Below are 15416 nucleotides of genomic sequence, written 5' to 3'. Positions count from 1 at the left end.
GCCGTGCGGCCCTCCCACCGTGCGGTGGATGCTTCCCCTCCGTCCACACCGTCCACACCGGCCACACCGGCCACACCGTCCGCGCCGGAGGCCCCTTCCGGCGCCTCCGCGCTGTGTGCGCTCGACCACCTGACGGTGGTGTGCCGCCGCCTGGCCGAGGGGGTCAACCATGTCGAGCGTTGCCTGGGCGTTCCGTTGGAGCCTGGCGGGGCGCATCCCCGCATGGGCACGCACAACGCCCTGCTGCACCTGGGTGACGACCTGTACCTGGAGGTGCTGGCGATCGACCGCGATGCGCCCGCGCCGCCTCACCCGCGGTGGTTCGGCCTGGACCGCCTGTCCGCGCGCGCCCGCCCGCGTCTGGCCGCCTGGGCCGCGCGCACGCAGCAGTTGAATGTCCTGACCGCGTCCGCGCCCGAGCCGATCGGCAGCCCCCAGGCCATGGCGCGCGGCGGTTACGCCTGGACGATGGGCCTGCGCGACGACGGCACCTTGCCGCTCGACGGCGCGGCGCCCTTGTTGCTGCAGTGGCAGTCGGCGGGCCATCCGGCGCGGCAGCTGCCCGACCGGCAGTGCCGCCTGCGCCGACTGGACATTGCCCACCCGGATCCGGCCCGCCTGCAGCGCCTGCTCGTCCACCTCCGGATGGACGGGCTTGGCGCGCTGATCGACGTCCATCGGGCGCCGCAGGCCGGCCTGACTGCCCACATCGACACCCGACGCGGACGCTGTGTGCTGCATGCCGGTGCGCCGGCATGATGGGCCCCAAGGCGGCGCGCGCCGCCCGGCTCATGGCCAACGCAGCGTTGCCTCCGTGTCGCCTTGCACCATCACGGCGACGTGCTCGAAGCAGCCGGCGTCGCCCGTGCCGGCGCCGGCACCACTGCCACCCCCCGCGCCAGGGGCGGTGGCCAGCCGTGCGCGCGGCTCGTCGGCCCGTGCGGCATCCCATCGGTGGTTGAGGTTCCGGTCCAGGTAGGCCAGCACGCCGATGCGGCCCGGCGGCATGTCGGCGAACGCCAGGCGCGCCGGCTGGCCGGCCTTCACCGTGGTACGCCGGGTGCGCAACGGCTGGTGCGGCCAGTTGCCGGGCGCATCGAACAGTTCGATGACCAGTTCTCCGTCGGCGGGGGAGGGCGGCATCTGCAGCGTCAGGGTGAACGCGGCGTCGCCGGGCACGGCGCCATCGGAGGCGCCGGCCAGGAAGGACAGGACGACGGAAAGGGTGAGGGTGAGTCGGTCGATCATGGGCGGAGCCGGGAAGGAAGGAACAGCGCCGGCGCAGGGCATGCGCCACGGGCATGTTCACTGTCCGCGGCCGCCTCGCCGCCGTCCAATCGGATTGCCGGGGGAGCCACCTCGGCAACGCCGATGGGGGCCTCCCCGGCCGCCAGACCGCTCAGCTGGCGTCGTTGCGGGCGGCGATCTCCGTGGCCAGGAAGTCGAACACCGCGCGGATGCGGCTGCTTGTGCGCAGCTCCTGGTGGGTCACCAGCCAGAGCTGCCCGGACATGCGCTCGATGCGCGGCAGCACCGGCACCACGCTCGGTTCGTCGTGGCCCACGTCCTCCTGCATGACCGCCAGGCCAAGGCCGGCCTTGGCCATCTCCCATTGGGTGACGCGGCTCTCGCTGCAATGGCGGAAGTTGTCCTCGCTGACCGGGAAGCCGCACTCCCTCAGCAGCTCGATGTAGCCGGTGTTGTCGCTGTGGCTGCCGATGAACGCGGCTCCGGCGAAGTCCGCCGGACAGCGCGGCGCGCCCAGGGAGGCCAGGTAGCCGGGCGTGGCGTACAGGTTGCCGCTGATCTGGCCCACTCTCTTGCAGATGTGGTCGCTCTGTGTCGGCTTGAACAGCCGCACCGCGATGTCCGCCTCGCGTCGGGTGAGGTTGGTGGTGGCGTTGGAGGAGATCAGCTGCACGGACAGCTGCGGCAGCGTGTGGTTCAGCTTGGCCAGCATCCCGGGCAGCACGTAGGTGGCCATGACCTCCGATGCGCTGATCGTCACGCGTCCTTCCAGGGAATCGTTGCGGCCCGCGGCGGCCAGCGACAACGCATGTGCCGCCTCGCCCATGGCCTGCACATGGGCCAGCAGCTGCCTGCCGCTGGGTGTGAGCTCCAGGCCACGGCCGTGGCGCATGAACAGCGGCACACCCAGCTCGGCTTCCAGCGCCGCCAGCTGCCGCCCGAGGGTGGGCTGCACCATGCCGAGCGCCCGGGCGGCCGCGGACAGCGAGCCTTCCTCCGCGATGGCGAGGAAGGCCCGGGCGTGGTTCCAGTCGAACTTCACGGATTGCCACTTCATGGCCCACCCTCCGTCCACACCTGACGGCCGGATTGTAGGGGCCCGTCCGACCCGCCCGGGCTTTCGTGCATCCCAGCTATGCATGCACGGCCCTTCTCTCGCGCCGATGCCCTTCCTAGACTTTCCTGCACCCCGACCGACCGGCCGACCGCCGCGGAATCGGGCTCACCCGGCCGCACGGCACCACCGTGGCGCGCGGCCGGACGGCTTCACCGGACATCCCTACCCGACCATGATGCTCAAGTTGAAGATCAAGACGCTGATCGTGGCCGTGATGGCCTTCCTGATGCTGGCCATGGCGGGCGTCGGGGCGCTGGCACTGTACGCCTCCTCGTCGATGCAGCGGGCCTACCGCGAGGCCCTGTCGGAGAACATCTTCCAGGAGGTGCGCCTGCTCATGGAGAGCAACCGCAGCCAGGTGCTGCAGGCCCTGCAGCACCACCCGGAGTTCGCGTGGTCCAAGCTGCACGACCATCCGATCGACATCCACTTCGCTGCCATCGAGAAGTTGTCCGGGTCACTCCACGCGCAGTGGACGCGCTACCGGGACTCCCTGGCCAGTGACCAGGAGCGCCAGCTGGCCGACGACTGGTTCGCCAAGAGCAACGGTCTGGGCCTCAAGGACGTGGCGGATGCCGCGCAGGCGGTGCGCGAGGGCCGCTGGAACGATGCGGAACATGTGCTGATCGACCGCATCAACCCGGGCTACGCGGCGGGCGCCAAGGCGTCGGTCGCCCTGTCCCAGCTGCTGGCAGCGCGCCACGCGGACAGCGCGTCCGCCGCGGAGAACCTGGTCACCCGGCTGAGCTACCAGATCGCCGGCGCCCTCGGGCTGGCGCTGCTGGTCAGCGTGGTCGCCGGCGTGGTGCTTCTGCGCAGCATCGCCGGGCCCCTGGAGCGCGCGATCGCCGCCGTGCGGCGGGTCGCGGAGGGCGATCTGGCGACACCCGTGCCGCCGGCTGCCCACAATGAGCTCGGTGCACTGCTGCAGGCGCTGGCGACCATGAACCACAGTCTGCGCGGCATGGTGGCGGGCGTGCGGGGTGGCAGCGAGGCGATCGCCGCGGCCTCGGGCCAGATCGCCGCCGGCAGCCTGGACCTCAGCGAGCGCACGGAACAGCAGGCCAGCAATCTCGAACAGACGGCCTCCGCGATGGAGCAGCTGTCGTCCACCGTGAGGCAGAACGCCGACAACGCGCGCGTGGCGGCCGACCTCGCCGCCGGGGCCAACCAGGTCGCAGTGCAAGGCAACGACGTGGTGCAGGAGATCGTGGCCAAGATGGGCGAGATCTCCGACGGCGCTGCACGCATCACGGACATCATCGCGGTCATCGACGGCATCGCATTCCAGACCAACCTGCTCGCCCTGAATGCGGCCATCGAGGCCGCTCGGGCAGGTGCCCAGGGGCGCGGCTTCGCCGTGGTGGCCGGGGAGGTGCGCGGGCTGGCCCAGCGCAGCGCGCAGGCGGCCCGGGAGATCAAGGGGCTGATCGAGCACAGCGCGCACCGGGTCACCGAAGGCACCGACCTGGTCCGCCAGGCCGGCCAGACCATGTCGTCCATCGTCACCCGCGTGCAGCAGGTGGACGCCCTGGTGCAGGAGATCACCGTGGCGAGCGTGCAGCAGTCGGCCGGCATCGAGCAGGTCGGCCGGGCGATCGGCCAGCTCGAAGGCCTGACACACCAGAACGCATCGATGGTGGAGCAATCCACCGCCGCGGCGCAGAGCATGCGCGACCAGGCCGGCTCGCTGGCACAGGCGGTGGCCGTCTTCCGCCTGCCCGCGGACGAGGCCGTGGCCCCGGCGGCGTCCGCGGCGTGAATGGCGCCTGCGCCGTCAGCCCGGAAGTCGCCATGTTGTCCCATCTTCCCCCCGCGCCCGCCGTCCACGGTGGCCAACCCGCGGACACGGCCGGCGCCGGCGAGGCGACGGACGCCCCGGCCAGCCCGCTGTTGCTGGCCGTGCTGAGCCACGAGATCCGCTCGCCGCTGCACGGCATCCTCGGTTACGCGCGCCTGCTGGAGTCGCAGGCCGGCGAGCACAGTGCACGCACGGCCAGGGGGCTGAGCGCCATCCGCAGTTGCGCCGAGCACGTGCTCCGTCTGGCCAACGAGGTGCTGGAACTGTCGCGCTTCCAGGCCCGGCCCCAGGCGCGACGGGAGGTGGTGGACCTGCATGGCCTGCTCGATGAACTGCTCGATGCGGTGCGTGTGCAGCAGTCCGGCCCCGCCGTGGCGCTCAGGCTGGTCGATGAGACGGGCGACGTGCTGCAGGTGACCACCGACGGCCTGCGGCTGCGCCAGGTGCTGTTCAACCTGCTGGGCAATGCGTTGAAGTTCACCGTCAGCGGTGAGGTCCGGCTGCGCGTCCGGGCGCTGCCCCGGCCGGGTGGCGGGCAGCTGCTCGCGTTCGAGGTGCAGGACACCGGCTGCGGCATCGCCGCACAGGACCTGGCGCGCGTGTTCGCGCCGTTCACCCAGTTCGGCCCCGGCGCGCAGCGCGCCGCGGGTGCCGGCCTCGGGCTGCACATCAGCCAGACGCTGGTGCGGCAGCTGGGGGCCGAGCTGTGGGTGCACAGCCGGCCCGGCCAGGGCAGCACCTTCGGCTTCACGCTGTCCCTGGCGGGCACGGGCACACCGCCGGCCCCGGATGTGCCCCCGCCATTGCGCATCCTCGTGTTCTGTCCGGCGGCGGCGTGCGCCGGCGCCGGGTTCGCGATGCGGCTGCGGGCGCTGGGGCACGAGGCCGCTGCGGTGGCCACGGCGACCGAGCTGGACGGCCAGGCCACGGCGGGCCGTCCCGACCTCATCGTGCTGGTCCTGCCCGACGATGCGGGTGCCCGACGGCCGCCGATGGCGCTGCGCGCGCAGCGGCTGGGACGCCGACTGGGCGTGCCGGTCTGGCGCCTGGAGGCGACCACCGGGGACGCCCGGGGCCGGCCGCAGCGGCTGTGCGCGGCCTGCTCGGACGAGGCGCTCATCGCGCAGCTGGCGGGCGGCCTGGACTGCCGCGGCGAGCGGCCGCGCGGTGCGGCGAGGGACGGGCGGGCATGAGGCTGCGGCTGCACCACGCGTTGTGGCTGCTGTCGGCCGTGCCGCTGGCGGCCGGCGCCGTCCGGCTGCTGGGCCTGGCCGGCGGCGCGGCGCCGGCGGCGGTGGACGAGCGGTTCTTCCAGGCGCCGTGGCCGGTGGCGATCCACGTCATGGCGGCGGCCGTGTACGCCGTCCTGGGGGCCTTGCAGTTCGGTGGCGCCCAACGCTCGCCGCTGCCCCCCTGGCACCGTGCCGCCGGATGGGCTGCACTGGCCGGTGGCCTGGCCACGGGCATGACGGGCATCTGGATGACGCTGCGCTACCCCATCCCGGCGGCGCTGCAGGGCGACCTGCTGTGGGCCGTGCGCCTGGCCGTGGGCACGGGGCTGTGCGTGGCGCTGGTCCTGGCCGTCGTGGCGGCGCGGGCACGTCAGTGGGCGCTGCACCGCGCCTGGATGGTGCGCGCCTACGCCATGGCGCAGGGCGCCGGCACGCAGGTGCTGCTCATGCTGCCGGTGGCGCTCGTGACCGGCTCGGACGTGCTCGGGCTCACCCGGGACGTGCTGATGAGCTGCGCCTGGCTGCTCAACCTGGGTGTGGCCGAGTACGCGATTCGCGCGCGCGGCGCAGGCCCGCTCGCCGCGCGGCCCTGAACCCGCCGACGCGGCACCGGGCCGGTCAGGCGCGACACATCGACAAGGAGACTCGCATGCAGACATGGGGCCACCGATGGCCACTGAGCGAAGGCGGCATCTGCCTGAGACCGCTTCTCGCCAGTGATCTGGCGAACTTTCACCGCTACCGGTCGGACCCGGAGGTCAGCCGCTATCAGGGCTGGACCCCAATGACCGAGGAGGCCGCGGCGCGCATGCTGCAGTTCATGCAGACCGTGCGTGATCTGGTGCCGGGACAGTGGATGCAGCTGGGCATTGCCGACCTGGACACCGACGCGCTGCTGGGCGATCTCGGGCTGTGTCTCGATGCAGCCGGCGGCACGGTCGAACTGGGCATCACCCTCGGCCCGTGGGCCCAGGGCCGCGGCCACGCGACGCGGGCCGTGCAGGCCGTGCGCCGCCTGCTGGCCGATCGCCGGCCGGGGGTCCGCCTGCATGCCGTCACCGACGCCCGCAACGGGGCGTCGATCCGTCTGCTGGAACGCAGCGGCTTCGTCCGCGAGGGTCGCCGCGAGGTCGAGTTCAAGGGAGAGCCCTGCACCGAGTACCTCTACGTCTGCCCGCCCGTCAGGCTGTCCGCCACCCTCCTCACTGGAGCATTCCCATGAAAGCCCTTCGCATCGCCCTGCTGGTCGTCCTGCTGCTGTGCGGGCTGCTGCTGGCCTACGTGCTGTCGCGCGCCCACTACCCGGCACGCCCCGTCGGCTTTCAGGCGGTCGCGGTATCTGCGCCGGACGGCACCCGCTTTCCCGTGGTGCTGTACTACCCCACGACCGCCCGGCCGTGGCCCACCACCCTTCTGGGTGCCAACCTGATCAGCGTGGCCAAGGACGGGCCGGTCGATGGCCTCGGCCTGCCCCTGGTGGTGATCTCGCACGGCAACGAAGGCGGCCCCGGCAGCCATGTCGACCTGGCGTTGGCGCTGGCCGAGAAGGGTTTCGTCGTCGCCGCGCCGGTGCATCCCGGTGACAACGCGGCGGACGCCAGCGCGGTCGGCACCACGGCCTGGTTCACCGGGCGGCACCGCGACATGCGTGCCACCCTCGACCACGTGCTGGGCCGCTGGACGGGCCACGGGCACATCGATGCGGCGAAGGTCGGTGTGTTCGGTTTCTCTGCCGGGGGCTTCACCGCCTTGACCACCGTCGGCGCCCGGCCGGACCTCGGGCGCATCGGCGCGCACTGCGCGCAGGCGCCCGAGCTGGTGTGCGACCTGCTGACGCGGGCGCGCTCGCCGCTGATGCAGGCGCCGGCGTCGGCCGGTGCATGGGAGGGCGACCCCCGTGTGAAGGCAGCGGTGGTGGTGGCGCCGGGGCTCGGCTTCACGTTCGCGGGCGAGGCCCTGGCGGGTGTGCGCGTGCCCGTGCAGCTGTGGACCGGCGCGGCCGACCGCAACGTGCCCACCGCCTCCAACGCGGCCGTCGTGGCCACAGGCCTGGGGCAGCGGGCGGAACTGCACGAGGTACCCGGTGCCGGCCATTTCACCTTCCTGGCCCCGTGCGGGTTGTTCGGGCCGCCGATGCTGTGTGCCGACGGCCCGGGCATCGAGCGCGAGAAGCTGCATGCCGACATGAACGCCGCCGTGGCGGACTTCTTCGCCCGCACGCTGTGACCCCCGGCCGCCCGGGTGGCCTGGGTGGGCCGGCCCGGGCGGCGCCGGACTCAGTGCTGGTAGGCGCCGATGTCGTAACCCGTGCTCGCGTTGCGTGGCTTGCCGTCCGCATCCACCGGCGGCGCGTAGGTCCCGATGCCGCGGCCGATGGCGGGGGAATCGGGCCGCAGGTGCACGTCGGGCAGGGGGGCGCTGCGCGAGTAGGCCACGAATTTCGGGTCGCACGGCGCCGGCGGCACGCAGGCCACGGTGTTGTAGTGCCGCATGCCCGCCCTGAGCGACCAGGAATACCCGGGATTCTGCATCACCAGGTTGTTGTAATAGGTATTTGACGTGCCGGTGTCACCCTGTTCCGAAACCCCATAGGTGTTGTCGTAGATCAGGTTGTTGTGCACGTCGACAAAATTGGCGCCACCCAAATCCTTGCTCCAATAGTAGTAGTTTCCTCCGCCCACGATGATGCCGTACTTTGAGGAAGTCAACGTGTTGTTGACGATTTCGATGTCATGGGCGTCGTGCCAAAGGTGGATGGCCGCTTCGCCGATGCGGTGCACCACGTTGTTCCTGACCGCCCCGGTGGTGCTGAAGTAAATGCCCTGCACATAGGTGCAATCCGATTTGCCGATGTCGTGCACGACATTGGACCGCACCTCGCCATTGACACCCTTGTAGTAGGAATCCACATTGATGCCCGAGCCCCCGCCCGAAGTGCACTGGTAGGCGCTGGTGTTGGCGATGTGGTGCACGCGGTTGCGTTCGATCACGCTGTGTGAGCCGCCGGTGTACAGCCCGATGCGCCAGACCGGCCCGGTCTGTGGCAGCTTGCTGCCGTCCACGTCGAAGCCCACGATGCTGACGTAGTCGCCGCGGTTGTCCCAGGCGGTGCTCGTGCTGGAGTGGGTCGGCTGCACGAGGCTCGCGGCCCACTTGCTGGTGGCGGCCCAGATGATCCGGCCGGTGGCGGTGCCGTGGGCGGTGGTCTTCAGCCCGCCCGTGTAGACGCCAGGGGCGACCCAGACGGTGGTGCTGGGCTGCTGCGCCGCCTGCACGGCGCGCGCCAGGGTCTTGAAGGGCTTGTCCTTGGTGCCCGCCGAGGTGTCGGAGCCGTAGGGGGACACCCAGTAGTTGTGGGTGGTGGGCGGCAGCCCGCGCGTCAGGTGGATGTACTCGGGGCTGTCCTCGATGCCCGCCGCCACGGTGTCCGAGGTGCCGCCATCGCGGATCACCTGCGACCAATAGGCCAAGCCGGCGGGATCGGGGATGCGGTTGAGCATCGTCAGGTACAGCTGGGTGACCTGCTCCTCGGGGGTGGACTGCACGGCGGCCGCAGCGGGCACGGCGGCGGGGCCCGGTGGCTGGGCCGCCGGCGCGGCGTGCGCACACAGCAGGCCCGCGGCCAGGGCGACCGGCCAGGGGCGGAAAGTGCACAGGGAAGTGGCGAACAAGCGCATGGAACGGGATTTCCGAATCGATGAATGAACAGGCGGCTGCCGTGCAGTCGCCCACTGGTTTGTCGCAGGCGATATCCGCCCTGCGAAAGGCTCCCCTCCATGATTCGAATGGTCTGGTGTAACCTATGGATGCATACTGGCGAGGATCGTCGGCATGGTCACCATTGACGATCCGCAATCGTCATCAACAATGACGGCTCGGACCGGCGCGCCACCGGATTCTCCTTATTGGCCGCCGCCTTCAATGGAAAATCCCTCTGCAGGCGCGGCGACCGCATTCTGGCGGTCGCCGTCTGCCGCGTGGGCGGTGAACAGGTGACTCCCACGTGACAAGTCCTTCCCGCGGCGATTCCTGGGACATGGCCCTGGCAGCGGTGCTCGGTGGCCCGTCGTTCGTGCATGCCGGGCGCCAGCGGCAGCTGCTCGTCCACCTGGTGGAGCGGGTGAGGGCCGGCGACGGCGCCTCGCTCAAGGAAACCGTCCTGGCCCTGGAGGTCTTCGGACGGTCCGCCGCACGCTTCGACCCCTCGACCGACTCCATCGTGCGGGTGGAGGTGCGGCGCCTGCGCCAACGTCTGGCGCGCCACTACGCCACCTCGGGTCGCGACGACCCGTGGGAGATCCAGGTGCCCGTGGGCGGCTACCAGCCCCGTCTGGTGCGCCGTGGCGATGGCAGTGCCCCGCCCAGCACCCGCCACGCACGCGACCTCGTCGAACGGGGCGACCACTTCCTGCGGCAGGGCGCGTTCGCGTCCGCGCTGCACCGCTACCAGCAGGCGGTACGCCTGTGTCCCCGCTATGCGCTGGCCCACCTGGGCGCCGCCCGCGGCTGGATCAACCTGAGCATGAGCGGGCAACGGGCGGCCGGTGTGTGTGTCACGCGGGCGCTGGGCAGCCTCGCGCGTGCGCAGCGTCTCGATCCGGCCCTGGCCGAGGCCGCGGCACTGAAGGGACTGGTGCTGCACCGCTTCGGCCACCAGTGGGCGCCTGCCGAGGTGGAGCTGCAGCGTGCGGTGCAGCTGGGGGCCGGGCAGGCGCGCGTGCGCGCCCTGTACGGCAGCCAGCTGATGTTCGCGGGCCTGCTGACGCGTGCCGACGCAGAGCTCTCGGCCGCCCGCGCGCTGGACCCGCACAACCCCGCCTTCCGGCTGCACATGGTGTGGCTGCGGCTGGCGCAGCGGCGCTGGGACGACGCCCAGGCGGAGTGCTCGGCGCTGCTGGACGTGGCGCCCGACCATGTGTGGGCGGTGCTGACGGCCGCCGATCTCCACCTCTACCGCCGGCACTGGGCGGCCGCGCTCGAGGGCTACCGCGCGGCGGCGGCCGCCTCGCCCGGCCATGCCGACGCCCTGCTCGGGCAGGCCGCGGCCCTGGTCGGCCTGGGCCACGAGCAGGAGGCCAGGCGCCTGCACGACGCGGCCCACGGGCTTGCCGCCGCGCCGTCGGCGTTCGTGCAGGCCGAGCTCATGGCGGTGCGCCACTGCCACGAGGAGGCACTGGCCTTGCTGGCGCTCAGTGGCCGACGCCAGGAGCCGCTGTTCCTGGCCGGCGTCATCAGCCCGCTGTTCGAGCCCCTGTACGGGCGGCCCGAGTTCCAGCAGCTGTACCGCAGCGCCCGGGCCGTGCCCCTGCCACCCGCTGCGGGGCCGCCGCCGGTCGCCTGCACCCGCGGCGGCGCCTGAGGCGCGGGTCAGCGCCCCGTGCAGTTGGCGTAGAAGGACACGGTGGCCGGCCAGTCGCTGAAGATGCCGCGCACGCCCACGTCCTTGGCCAGCACGTCGATCACGCGCAGCACGTCGCCTTCGCGGGTGATGGCCGCGTCGATGGTCTGGTAGTACGAGCCGTTGCTGCCGTCGGCCAGGATGCCGCTGCGCTCGAGCGACCAGGTGATCAGGTCCAGGCCGGCGGCGCGGGCGTCCCTGGCAGCCTGCGAGGGCACGATCTGCTGTTTGGCGTCCAGTGCCAGCAGCGCCCAGGTGGGCGGCGCCCAGATGTTGATGCCCTGGGCCTTGTACACGCGCAGCTCGGTGGCCGTGGGCAGGTCGGCCGGCACGCCGGCGTCGTCGAGGTAGACGGCCTGCTGGCCGAAGGCGGGCTCGTGGGCCACCCAGTACAGCACGTCGTCCTTCAGGAAGGACTGGGGGAACACCTTGGACGGCGCGATGCCCGCGGCCTTGTACTCGTCGATCAGCTTCTGGGCATAAGCCTGCTGGGTGAAGCCGTCGAAGGGCATGGGCACCACGGGGGTCTTCAGCTCCGGCGTCATCTTCACGCCCAGCTTCTTGAACAGCGCGATGCTTTCCGCATGCGTCATCAGCGTGCCGCTGGTGGGGCCGGCGTACAGGTCGGTGCGCCAGGTGGCGGTGCCGGCCATGTACTCCTGCACGGTGCGGCCGCGCGGGTTGAAGGCGTCCATCTTGCCGCGCAGGGTCTTGAACTCGGCCAGGGTGATGTCGCTGGTGCGGCACTCGGCCTTGGCCGGCGTCACCAGGTTGCCGGCACCGTCCAGCACGGCCGGCTGGAACGGTGTGGTGCACTTGGCGGCCAGCGGCGTGGCCAGGATGTTGGTGGTGGTGTGCAGGTCGTTCTGCGCATGGCGGCAGACCAGCTCCTTGTCCTGCGTGAAGGCCACGTCGCACTCGATGATGCCGGCGCCCATGCGCGCGGCGGCTTCATACGACTCGCGCGTGTGCTCGGGGAACTGCAGCGGCGCGCCGCGGTGGCCGATGGAGAACTCGCTCGGGCGGTACTGCTGGACGGTCCTGGCGCACTGGTTCAGCTCGCGCTTGAGACGGCCCTCGGGCATCTCGGCGGCCAGGAAGAACGGGCGCGGGCCCAGTTGCACGGAGGGAACGGGGTAGGCGCTGTTCGGCGCGGCGGCGGCACCGACCGACCAGGCGGCGCCGGCGGCGCAGGCCAGGCGGAGCGTGAGAGACATCGACATGGGGCATCCTGTGTGGAGTCAGACGAGGCCGCAGGGTAGGGGGGTGGTGTGTCGGTCGGATGACGTGCCATGCCGTGGGCGCACCCATAATCGACGGGCCGTCGGCCCTGGCCCATGCGGCCCCAGCCCCTGGGGGCCCGCCCGGCCCCCGGGCCCGTTTCCGCAGCCAGGGCTGCCCATGTCCGTTCCCCACGAGGCGCTGTTCCGGCATTCACCGAACGCCTACATGGTGCTCGACCGGCAGATGCGCTATCTCGAGGTCAACACCGCCTACGAGCTGCTCACCGGCCGTCGGCGCGACGAGCTGCTGGGCCGCGGCCTGTTCGAGATCTTCCCCGGCACGGCCAACGACGACGGCAGCGCCCAGGCCGATGTGCTGCGGGCGTCGATCGAGCGGGCGTTCACCACCGGCGAGCGGGACACGCTGGCGCTGATCCCCTATGCCATCGAGGCCCGGACGGCCGACGGCCCGGTGGTGGACCAGCGCTACTGGAGCGCCACCCACACCCCGCTGCGCAACGCGCAGGGCGAGGTGGTGGCGGTGATGCAGCACACCACCGATGTCACCGAGGTGCAGCGCCTGCGCGAGGAGCTGCAGCGGGCCCGCGCCGCCACCGGGCTCACCGCCGACCAGCTCGCCGAAGGCGTGCGCTCGCGCGCCGCGGTGGTGCAGCAGGACAACATCCGCCTGTCGGCCAGCCAGCGCTTCCTCACCGAGCTGTTCGCCCAGGCGCCCGGCTTCATGGCGGTGCTGCGCGGGCCCGCGCATGTGTTCGAGCTGGCCAACGCCGCGTACCTGCAGCTGGTGGACCGCCAGGCGGTGGTCGGCCGGCCGGTGCGCGACGTGTTGCCCGAGCTGGCGGGCCAGGGCTTCTTCGAGCTGCTGGACGCGGTGTACCGCAGTGGCGAGCCGCATGTCGGGCGCGGCGTGCCCGTGCGCCTGCGGGCCCGCGAGGCACCGCGCGAGATCTTCGTCGATTTCGTGTACCAGCCTCTGCGGGGCCCGGGCGGGGAGGTCGAGGGCCTGTTCGTGCAGGGCGCCGACGTGACGGGCCGCGAGGCCGCGCTGGCCGCGCTGCGCGAAAGCGAGGCACGCTTTCGCACCATCGCCAACCTGCTGCCGCACATGCTGTGGTCGACGCGGCCCGACGGCCACCACGACTGGTACAACCAGCGCTGGTACGACTTCACCGGCGTGCCCGAGGGCTCCACCGACGGCGACGCCTGGAGCGGCATGTTCCACCCCGACGACCAGCCGCGCGCCTGGGCACGCTGGCGCCACAGCCTGGCCACGGGGGAGCCCTACGAGGTGGAGTACCGGCTGCGCGACCGCGCCGGCGAGTACCGCTGGGTGCTGGGCCGGGCGCTGCCGGTGCGTGACGAGGACGGCCGCATCACGCGCTGGATGGGCTCCTGCACGGTGATCCACGAGATCAAGGAGGTGCAGGCTCGGCTCGAGCACAGCGAGCAGGCCCTGCGCGACGCGGGCCGGCAGAAGGACCTGTTCCTGGCCGCGCTCGCCCACGAGCTGCGCAACCCCCTGGCACCCATCGGCACCTCGGCCCGGCTCATCCTGCTGGCGCCCGAGCGGGTGGACAGCGTGCGGCATGCGGCCGGCATCATCGACCGCCAGGCCACCCACATGCGCCACCTGGTGGAGGACCTGCTGGATGTGTCGCGCGTCACGCGGGGCCTGGCCACGCTGCAGAAGCGCCCGATGCAGCTGCGCGAGGCGCTGGACATGGCGGTGGAGCAGACGGCCGCGTCCATGGCCGCGCGTGGCCACCGGCTGGACGTGGTCGACGAGGCCCCGGGCCTGGTGCTGCAGGGCGACCCGGTGCGCGTGGCGCAGATCCTCAGCAACCTCCTGAACAACGCGGCCAAGTACACGCCGGAAGGCGGGCAGGTGACGGTGGCGGTGCATGCGGAGCACGGCACCGGCATGGCGCTGGCGCGGGTGGCGGACACCGGCATCGGCATGGAGCCCTCGCTGCTGGCGCGCGTGTTCGACCTGTTCGTGCAGGCCGAGGCCACGCCCGAGCGCTTCCAGGGCGGCCTGGGCATCGGCCTGGCATTGGCGCGCAGCCTCGCCCAGCAGCACGGCGGCAGCCTGGTGGCGTCCAGCCCGGGGCCGGGCCAGGGTTCGGTGTTCGAGCTGCGCCTGCCCCTGGCCGGCTGATGCGTTCGCGGGGTGCGCTCAGCGCGCCCGCAGCACGACCCGCACGAAGCCGATGGCCGCCTCCAGCAGGGCCGGGTCCGCGGGGTCGGCGCCGTGCTGCACGGCATCGCGCACCAGCTCTTCCACGCCGCCCACCATGGCCAGCAGCTCGGTGTCCGTCACGGGGCCGTGGGTCTGGGCGCGGCAGTCGTCCGCCGTGGCGCGCCAGAGCGCCACCCATTGGCGCAGCGCCTGCGCGCGCAGGGCCGCCACGCGCTCGCTGGCGCCCACCGCGGCGGCGGAGAACGCGCGCGCCGCCCCGGGCACCGCGCGCAAGGTGGCGAAGTAGGCGCTCAGCGGCGCGCGCACCCGCTCGGCCAGCGGCCGGCCCACCGCGCCCGCGGTGGCCTCGTGCACGGCCTGCTGCAGGCCGGCCAGGCCGGACGCATAGGCGGCCACGAAGCAGTCGTCCAGGTCGGTGAACTGCTCGTAGAAGGTGCGGCGCGACACGCCGGCGAGCGCGATGACGTGGGCCACGGTGGTGGCCGCATAACCGCGCTCGGCCACGGCCTGCACCACCGCCGCCAGCATGCGGCGGCGCTGGGCCTGGGCCACGGCGTGGCGTGTGCCCGCGGGGGGGGCGGACGGCCCGGGCGGTGGAGGCGGGGCCGGCGAAGCGGGCGGTGCAGGCCGCGCGGCGCCCGGGGCGGCGGCTGAGACGGCAGCTGGGGCGGCAGCTGGGGCGGAGGGGCGGCGGCTGGCGGACATCGCCGGAAAACAATATCATACCGAGCGTAAACAACAATGTTTTCAGGAGCGCCTCATGATCGCGAAGGTCCTGGCCACCGTGGTGGCCCTCATCCACGTCTACATCCTGGTGCTGGAGGTGTTCTGGTGGAACACGCCGCGGGGCCACAAGGCCTTCGGCCTCACCCCCGATTTCGCCGCCGCGACCCGTGTGCTGGCCCAGAACCAGGGCCTGTACAACGGCTTCCTCGCGGCGGGCATCGGCTGGGGCCTGCTGCGCGGGGACGCGCCCACCGTGCTGTTCTTCCTGGCCTGCGTGGCGGTGGCCGGGGTGGTCGGTGCCGCGACGACGGGCTCGCGCAAGATCCTGTTCATCCAGACGGTGCCGGCGGTGGCCGCCATCGCCGCCGGGGTCCTGGCGGCGTCCTGAAGCGGCGGGATGTCACGCGCTTCGACGGGGGCTTGATGTCCGTCCACTGGAGAATCAGGGTT

The 15416-nt window shown here is 72.2% G+C and carries 14 protein-coding genes; 9 read left to right on the top strand and 5 right to left on the bottom strand.

Going from position 1 to position 15416, the window contains the following annotated elements; genetic code table 11:
- Positions 1 to 3: 3 nt before the first annotated feature.
- Positions 4 to 759: a VOC family protein gene (locus ACE3UN_RS02135; protein ID WP_374673260.1), complete on the top strand. Its 756-nt coding sequence runs from the start codon at positions 4 to 6 to the stop codon at positions 757 to 759.
- 30 nt (positions 760 to 789) lie between these two features.
- Here ACE3UN_RS02135 and ACE3UN_RS02130 read toward each other — a convergent pair whose 3' ends face one another.
- Positions 790 to 1248 (bottom strand): DUF2141 domain-containing protein, encoded by a 459-nt coding sequence (locus ACE3UN_RS02130; RefSeq protein ID WP_374673259.1) that lies wholly within the window; start codon positions 1246 to 1248, stop codon positions 790 to 792.
- Between the two features lie 151 nt (positions 1249 to 1399).
- On the bottom strand, positions 1400 to 2305 hold the full coding sequence (locus ACE3UN_RS02125) for a LysR family transcriptional regulator (protein WP_374673258.1): 906 nt from the start codon (positions 2303 to 2305) through the stop codon (positions 1400 to 1402).
- Positions 2306 to 2540: 235 nt separating this feature from the next.
- Here ACE3UN_RS02125 and ACE3UN_RS02120 point away from each other — a divergent pair, with 235 nt between their 5' ends.
- From ACE3UN_RS02120 to ACE3UN_RS02100, 5 genes are read left to right on the top strand one after another with little or no spacing between them, the layout of a single operon-like run.
- Positions 2541 to 4127, top strand: a complete 1587-nt coding sequence (locus tag ACE3UN_RS02120; RefSeq protein WP_374673257.1) for a methyl-accepting chemotaxis protein — start codon at positions 2541 to 2543, stop codon at positions 4125 to 4127.
- A gap of 32 nt (positions 4128 to 4159) precedes the next feature.
- Positions 4160 to 5359: a sensor histidine kinase gene (locus ACE3UN_RS02115; RefSeq protein WP_374673256.1), complete on the top strand. Its 1200-nt coding sequence runs from the start codon at positions 4160 to 4162 to the stop codon at positions 5357 to 5359.
- A complete protein-coding gene (locus tag ACE3UN_RS02110) occupies positions 5356 to 5991 on the top strand; it encodes a DUF2306 domain-containing protein (protein WP_374673255.1) in 636 nt (211 codons plus the stop codon). The genes ACE3UN_RS02115 and ACE3UN_RS02110 overlap by 4 nt, the downstream gene beginning before the upstream one ends.
- A 56-nt stretch (positions 5992 to 6047) precedes the next feature.
- Complete coding sequence (locus ACE3UN_RS02105) at positions 6048 to 6620, top strand: GNAT family N-acetyltransferase (protein ID WP_374673254.1); 573 nt, start codon at positions 6048 to 6050, stop codon at positions 6618 to 6620.
- The gene (locus ACE3UN_RS02100; protein WP_374673253.1) at positions 6617 to 7624 is read left to right on the top strand and encodes an alpha/beta hydrolase family protein; all 1008 of its coding nucleotides are present in this window, start codon (positions 6617 to 6619) and stop codon (positions 7622 to 7624) included. The genes ACE3UN_RS02105 and ACE3UN_RS02100 overlap by 4 nt, the downstream gene beginning before the upstream one ends.
- 50 nt (positions 7625 to 7674) lie before the next feature.
- Here ACE3UN_RS02100 and ACE3UN_RS02095 read toward each other — a convergent pair whose 3' ends face one another.
- A complete protein-coding gene (locus ACE3UN_RS02095) occupies positions 7675 to 9075 on the bottom strand; it encodes a choice-of-anchor Q domain-containing protein (RefSeq protein WP_374673252.1) in 1401 nt (466 codons plus the stop codon).
- Between the two features lie 326 nt (positions 9076 to 9401).
- Between ACE3UN_RS02095 and ACE3UN_RS02090 the strand changes: the two genes are divergently transcribed.
- Positions 9402 to 10757: a tetratricopeptide repeat protein gene (locus ACE3UN_RS02090; protein WP_374673251.1), complete on the top strand. Its 1356-nt coding sequence runs from the start codon at positions 9402 to 9404 to the stop codon at positions 10755 to 10757.
- An 8-nt stretch (positions 10758 to 10765) separates the two neighbouring features.
- On the opposite strand, the gene ACE3UN_RS02085 is transcribed toward ACE3UN_RS02090, so the two are convergent.
- Positions 10766 to 12019 (bottom strand): glycerophosphodiester phosphodiesterase family protein, encoded by a 1254-nt coding sequence (locus ACE3UN_RS02085; protein WP_374673250.1) that lies wholly within the window; start codon positions 12017 to 12019, stop codon positions 10766 to 10768.
- 178 nt (positions 12020 to 12197) lie between these two features.
- Between ACE3UN_RS02085 and ACE3UN_RS02080 the strand changes: the two genes are divergently transcribed.
- A complete protein-coding gene (locus tag ACE3UN_RS02080) occupies positions 12198 to 14198 on the top strand; it encodes a PAS domain-containing protein (RefSeq protein ID WP_374673249.1) in 2001 nt (666 codons plus the stop codon).
- An 18-nt stretch (positions 14199 to 14216) separates the two neighbouring features.
- Here ACE3UN_RS02080 and ACE3UN_RS02075 read toward each other — a convergent pair whose 3' ends face one another.
- Entirely contained in the window at positions 14217 to 14792 is a 576-nt protein-coding gene (locus tag ACE3UN_RS02075; RefSeq protein WP_374673248.1) for a TetR/AcrR family transcriptional regulator, read from the bottom strand.
- Between the two features lie 208 nt (positions 14793 to 15000).
- On the opposite strand from ACE3UN_RS02075, the gene ACE3UN_RS02070 reads away from it, so the two are divergent.
- Positions 15001 to 15354, top strand: coding sequence for a DUF1304 domain-containing protein (locus ACE3UN_RS02070; protein WP_374673247.1), 354 nt, complete (start codon positions 15001 to 15003; stop codon positions 15352 to 15354).
- Positions 15355 to 15416 lie beyond the last annotated feature (62 nt).

Origin of the sequence: Ideonella sp., from assembly GCF_041918995.1 — a bacterium.
Lineage (GTDB): Bacteria > Pseudomonadota > Gammaproteobacteria > Burkholderiales > Burkholderiaceae_C > Ideonella.
This window is presented reverse-complemented; position numbering and strand designations above follow the sequence as displayed.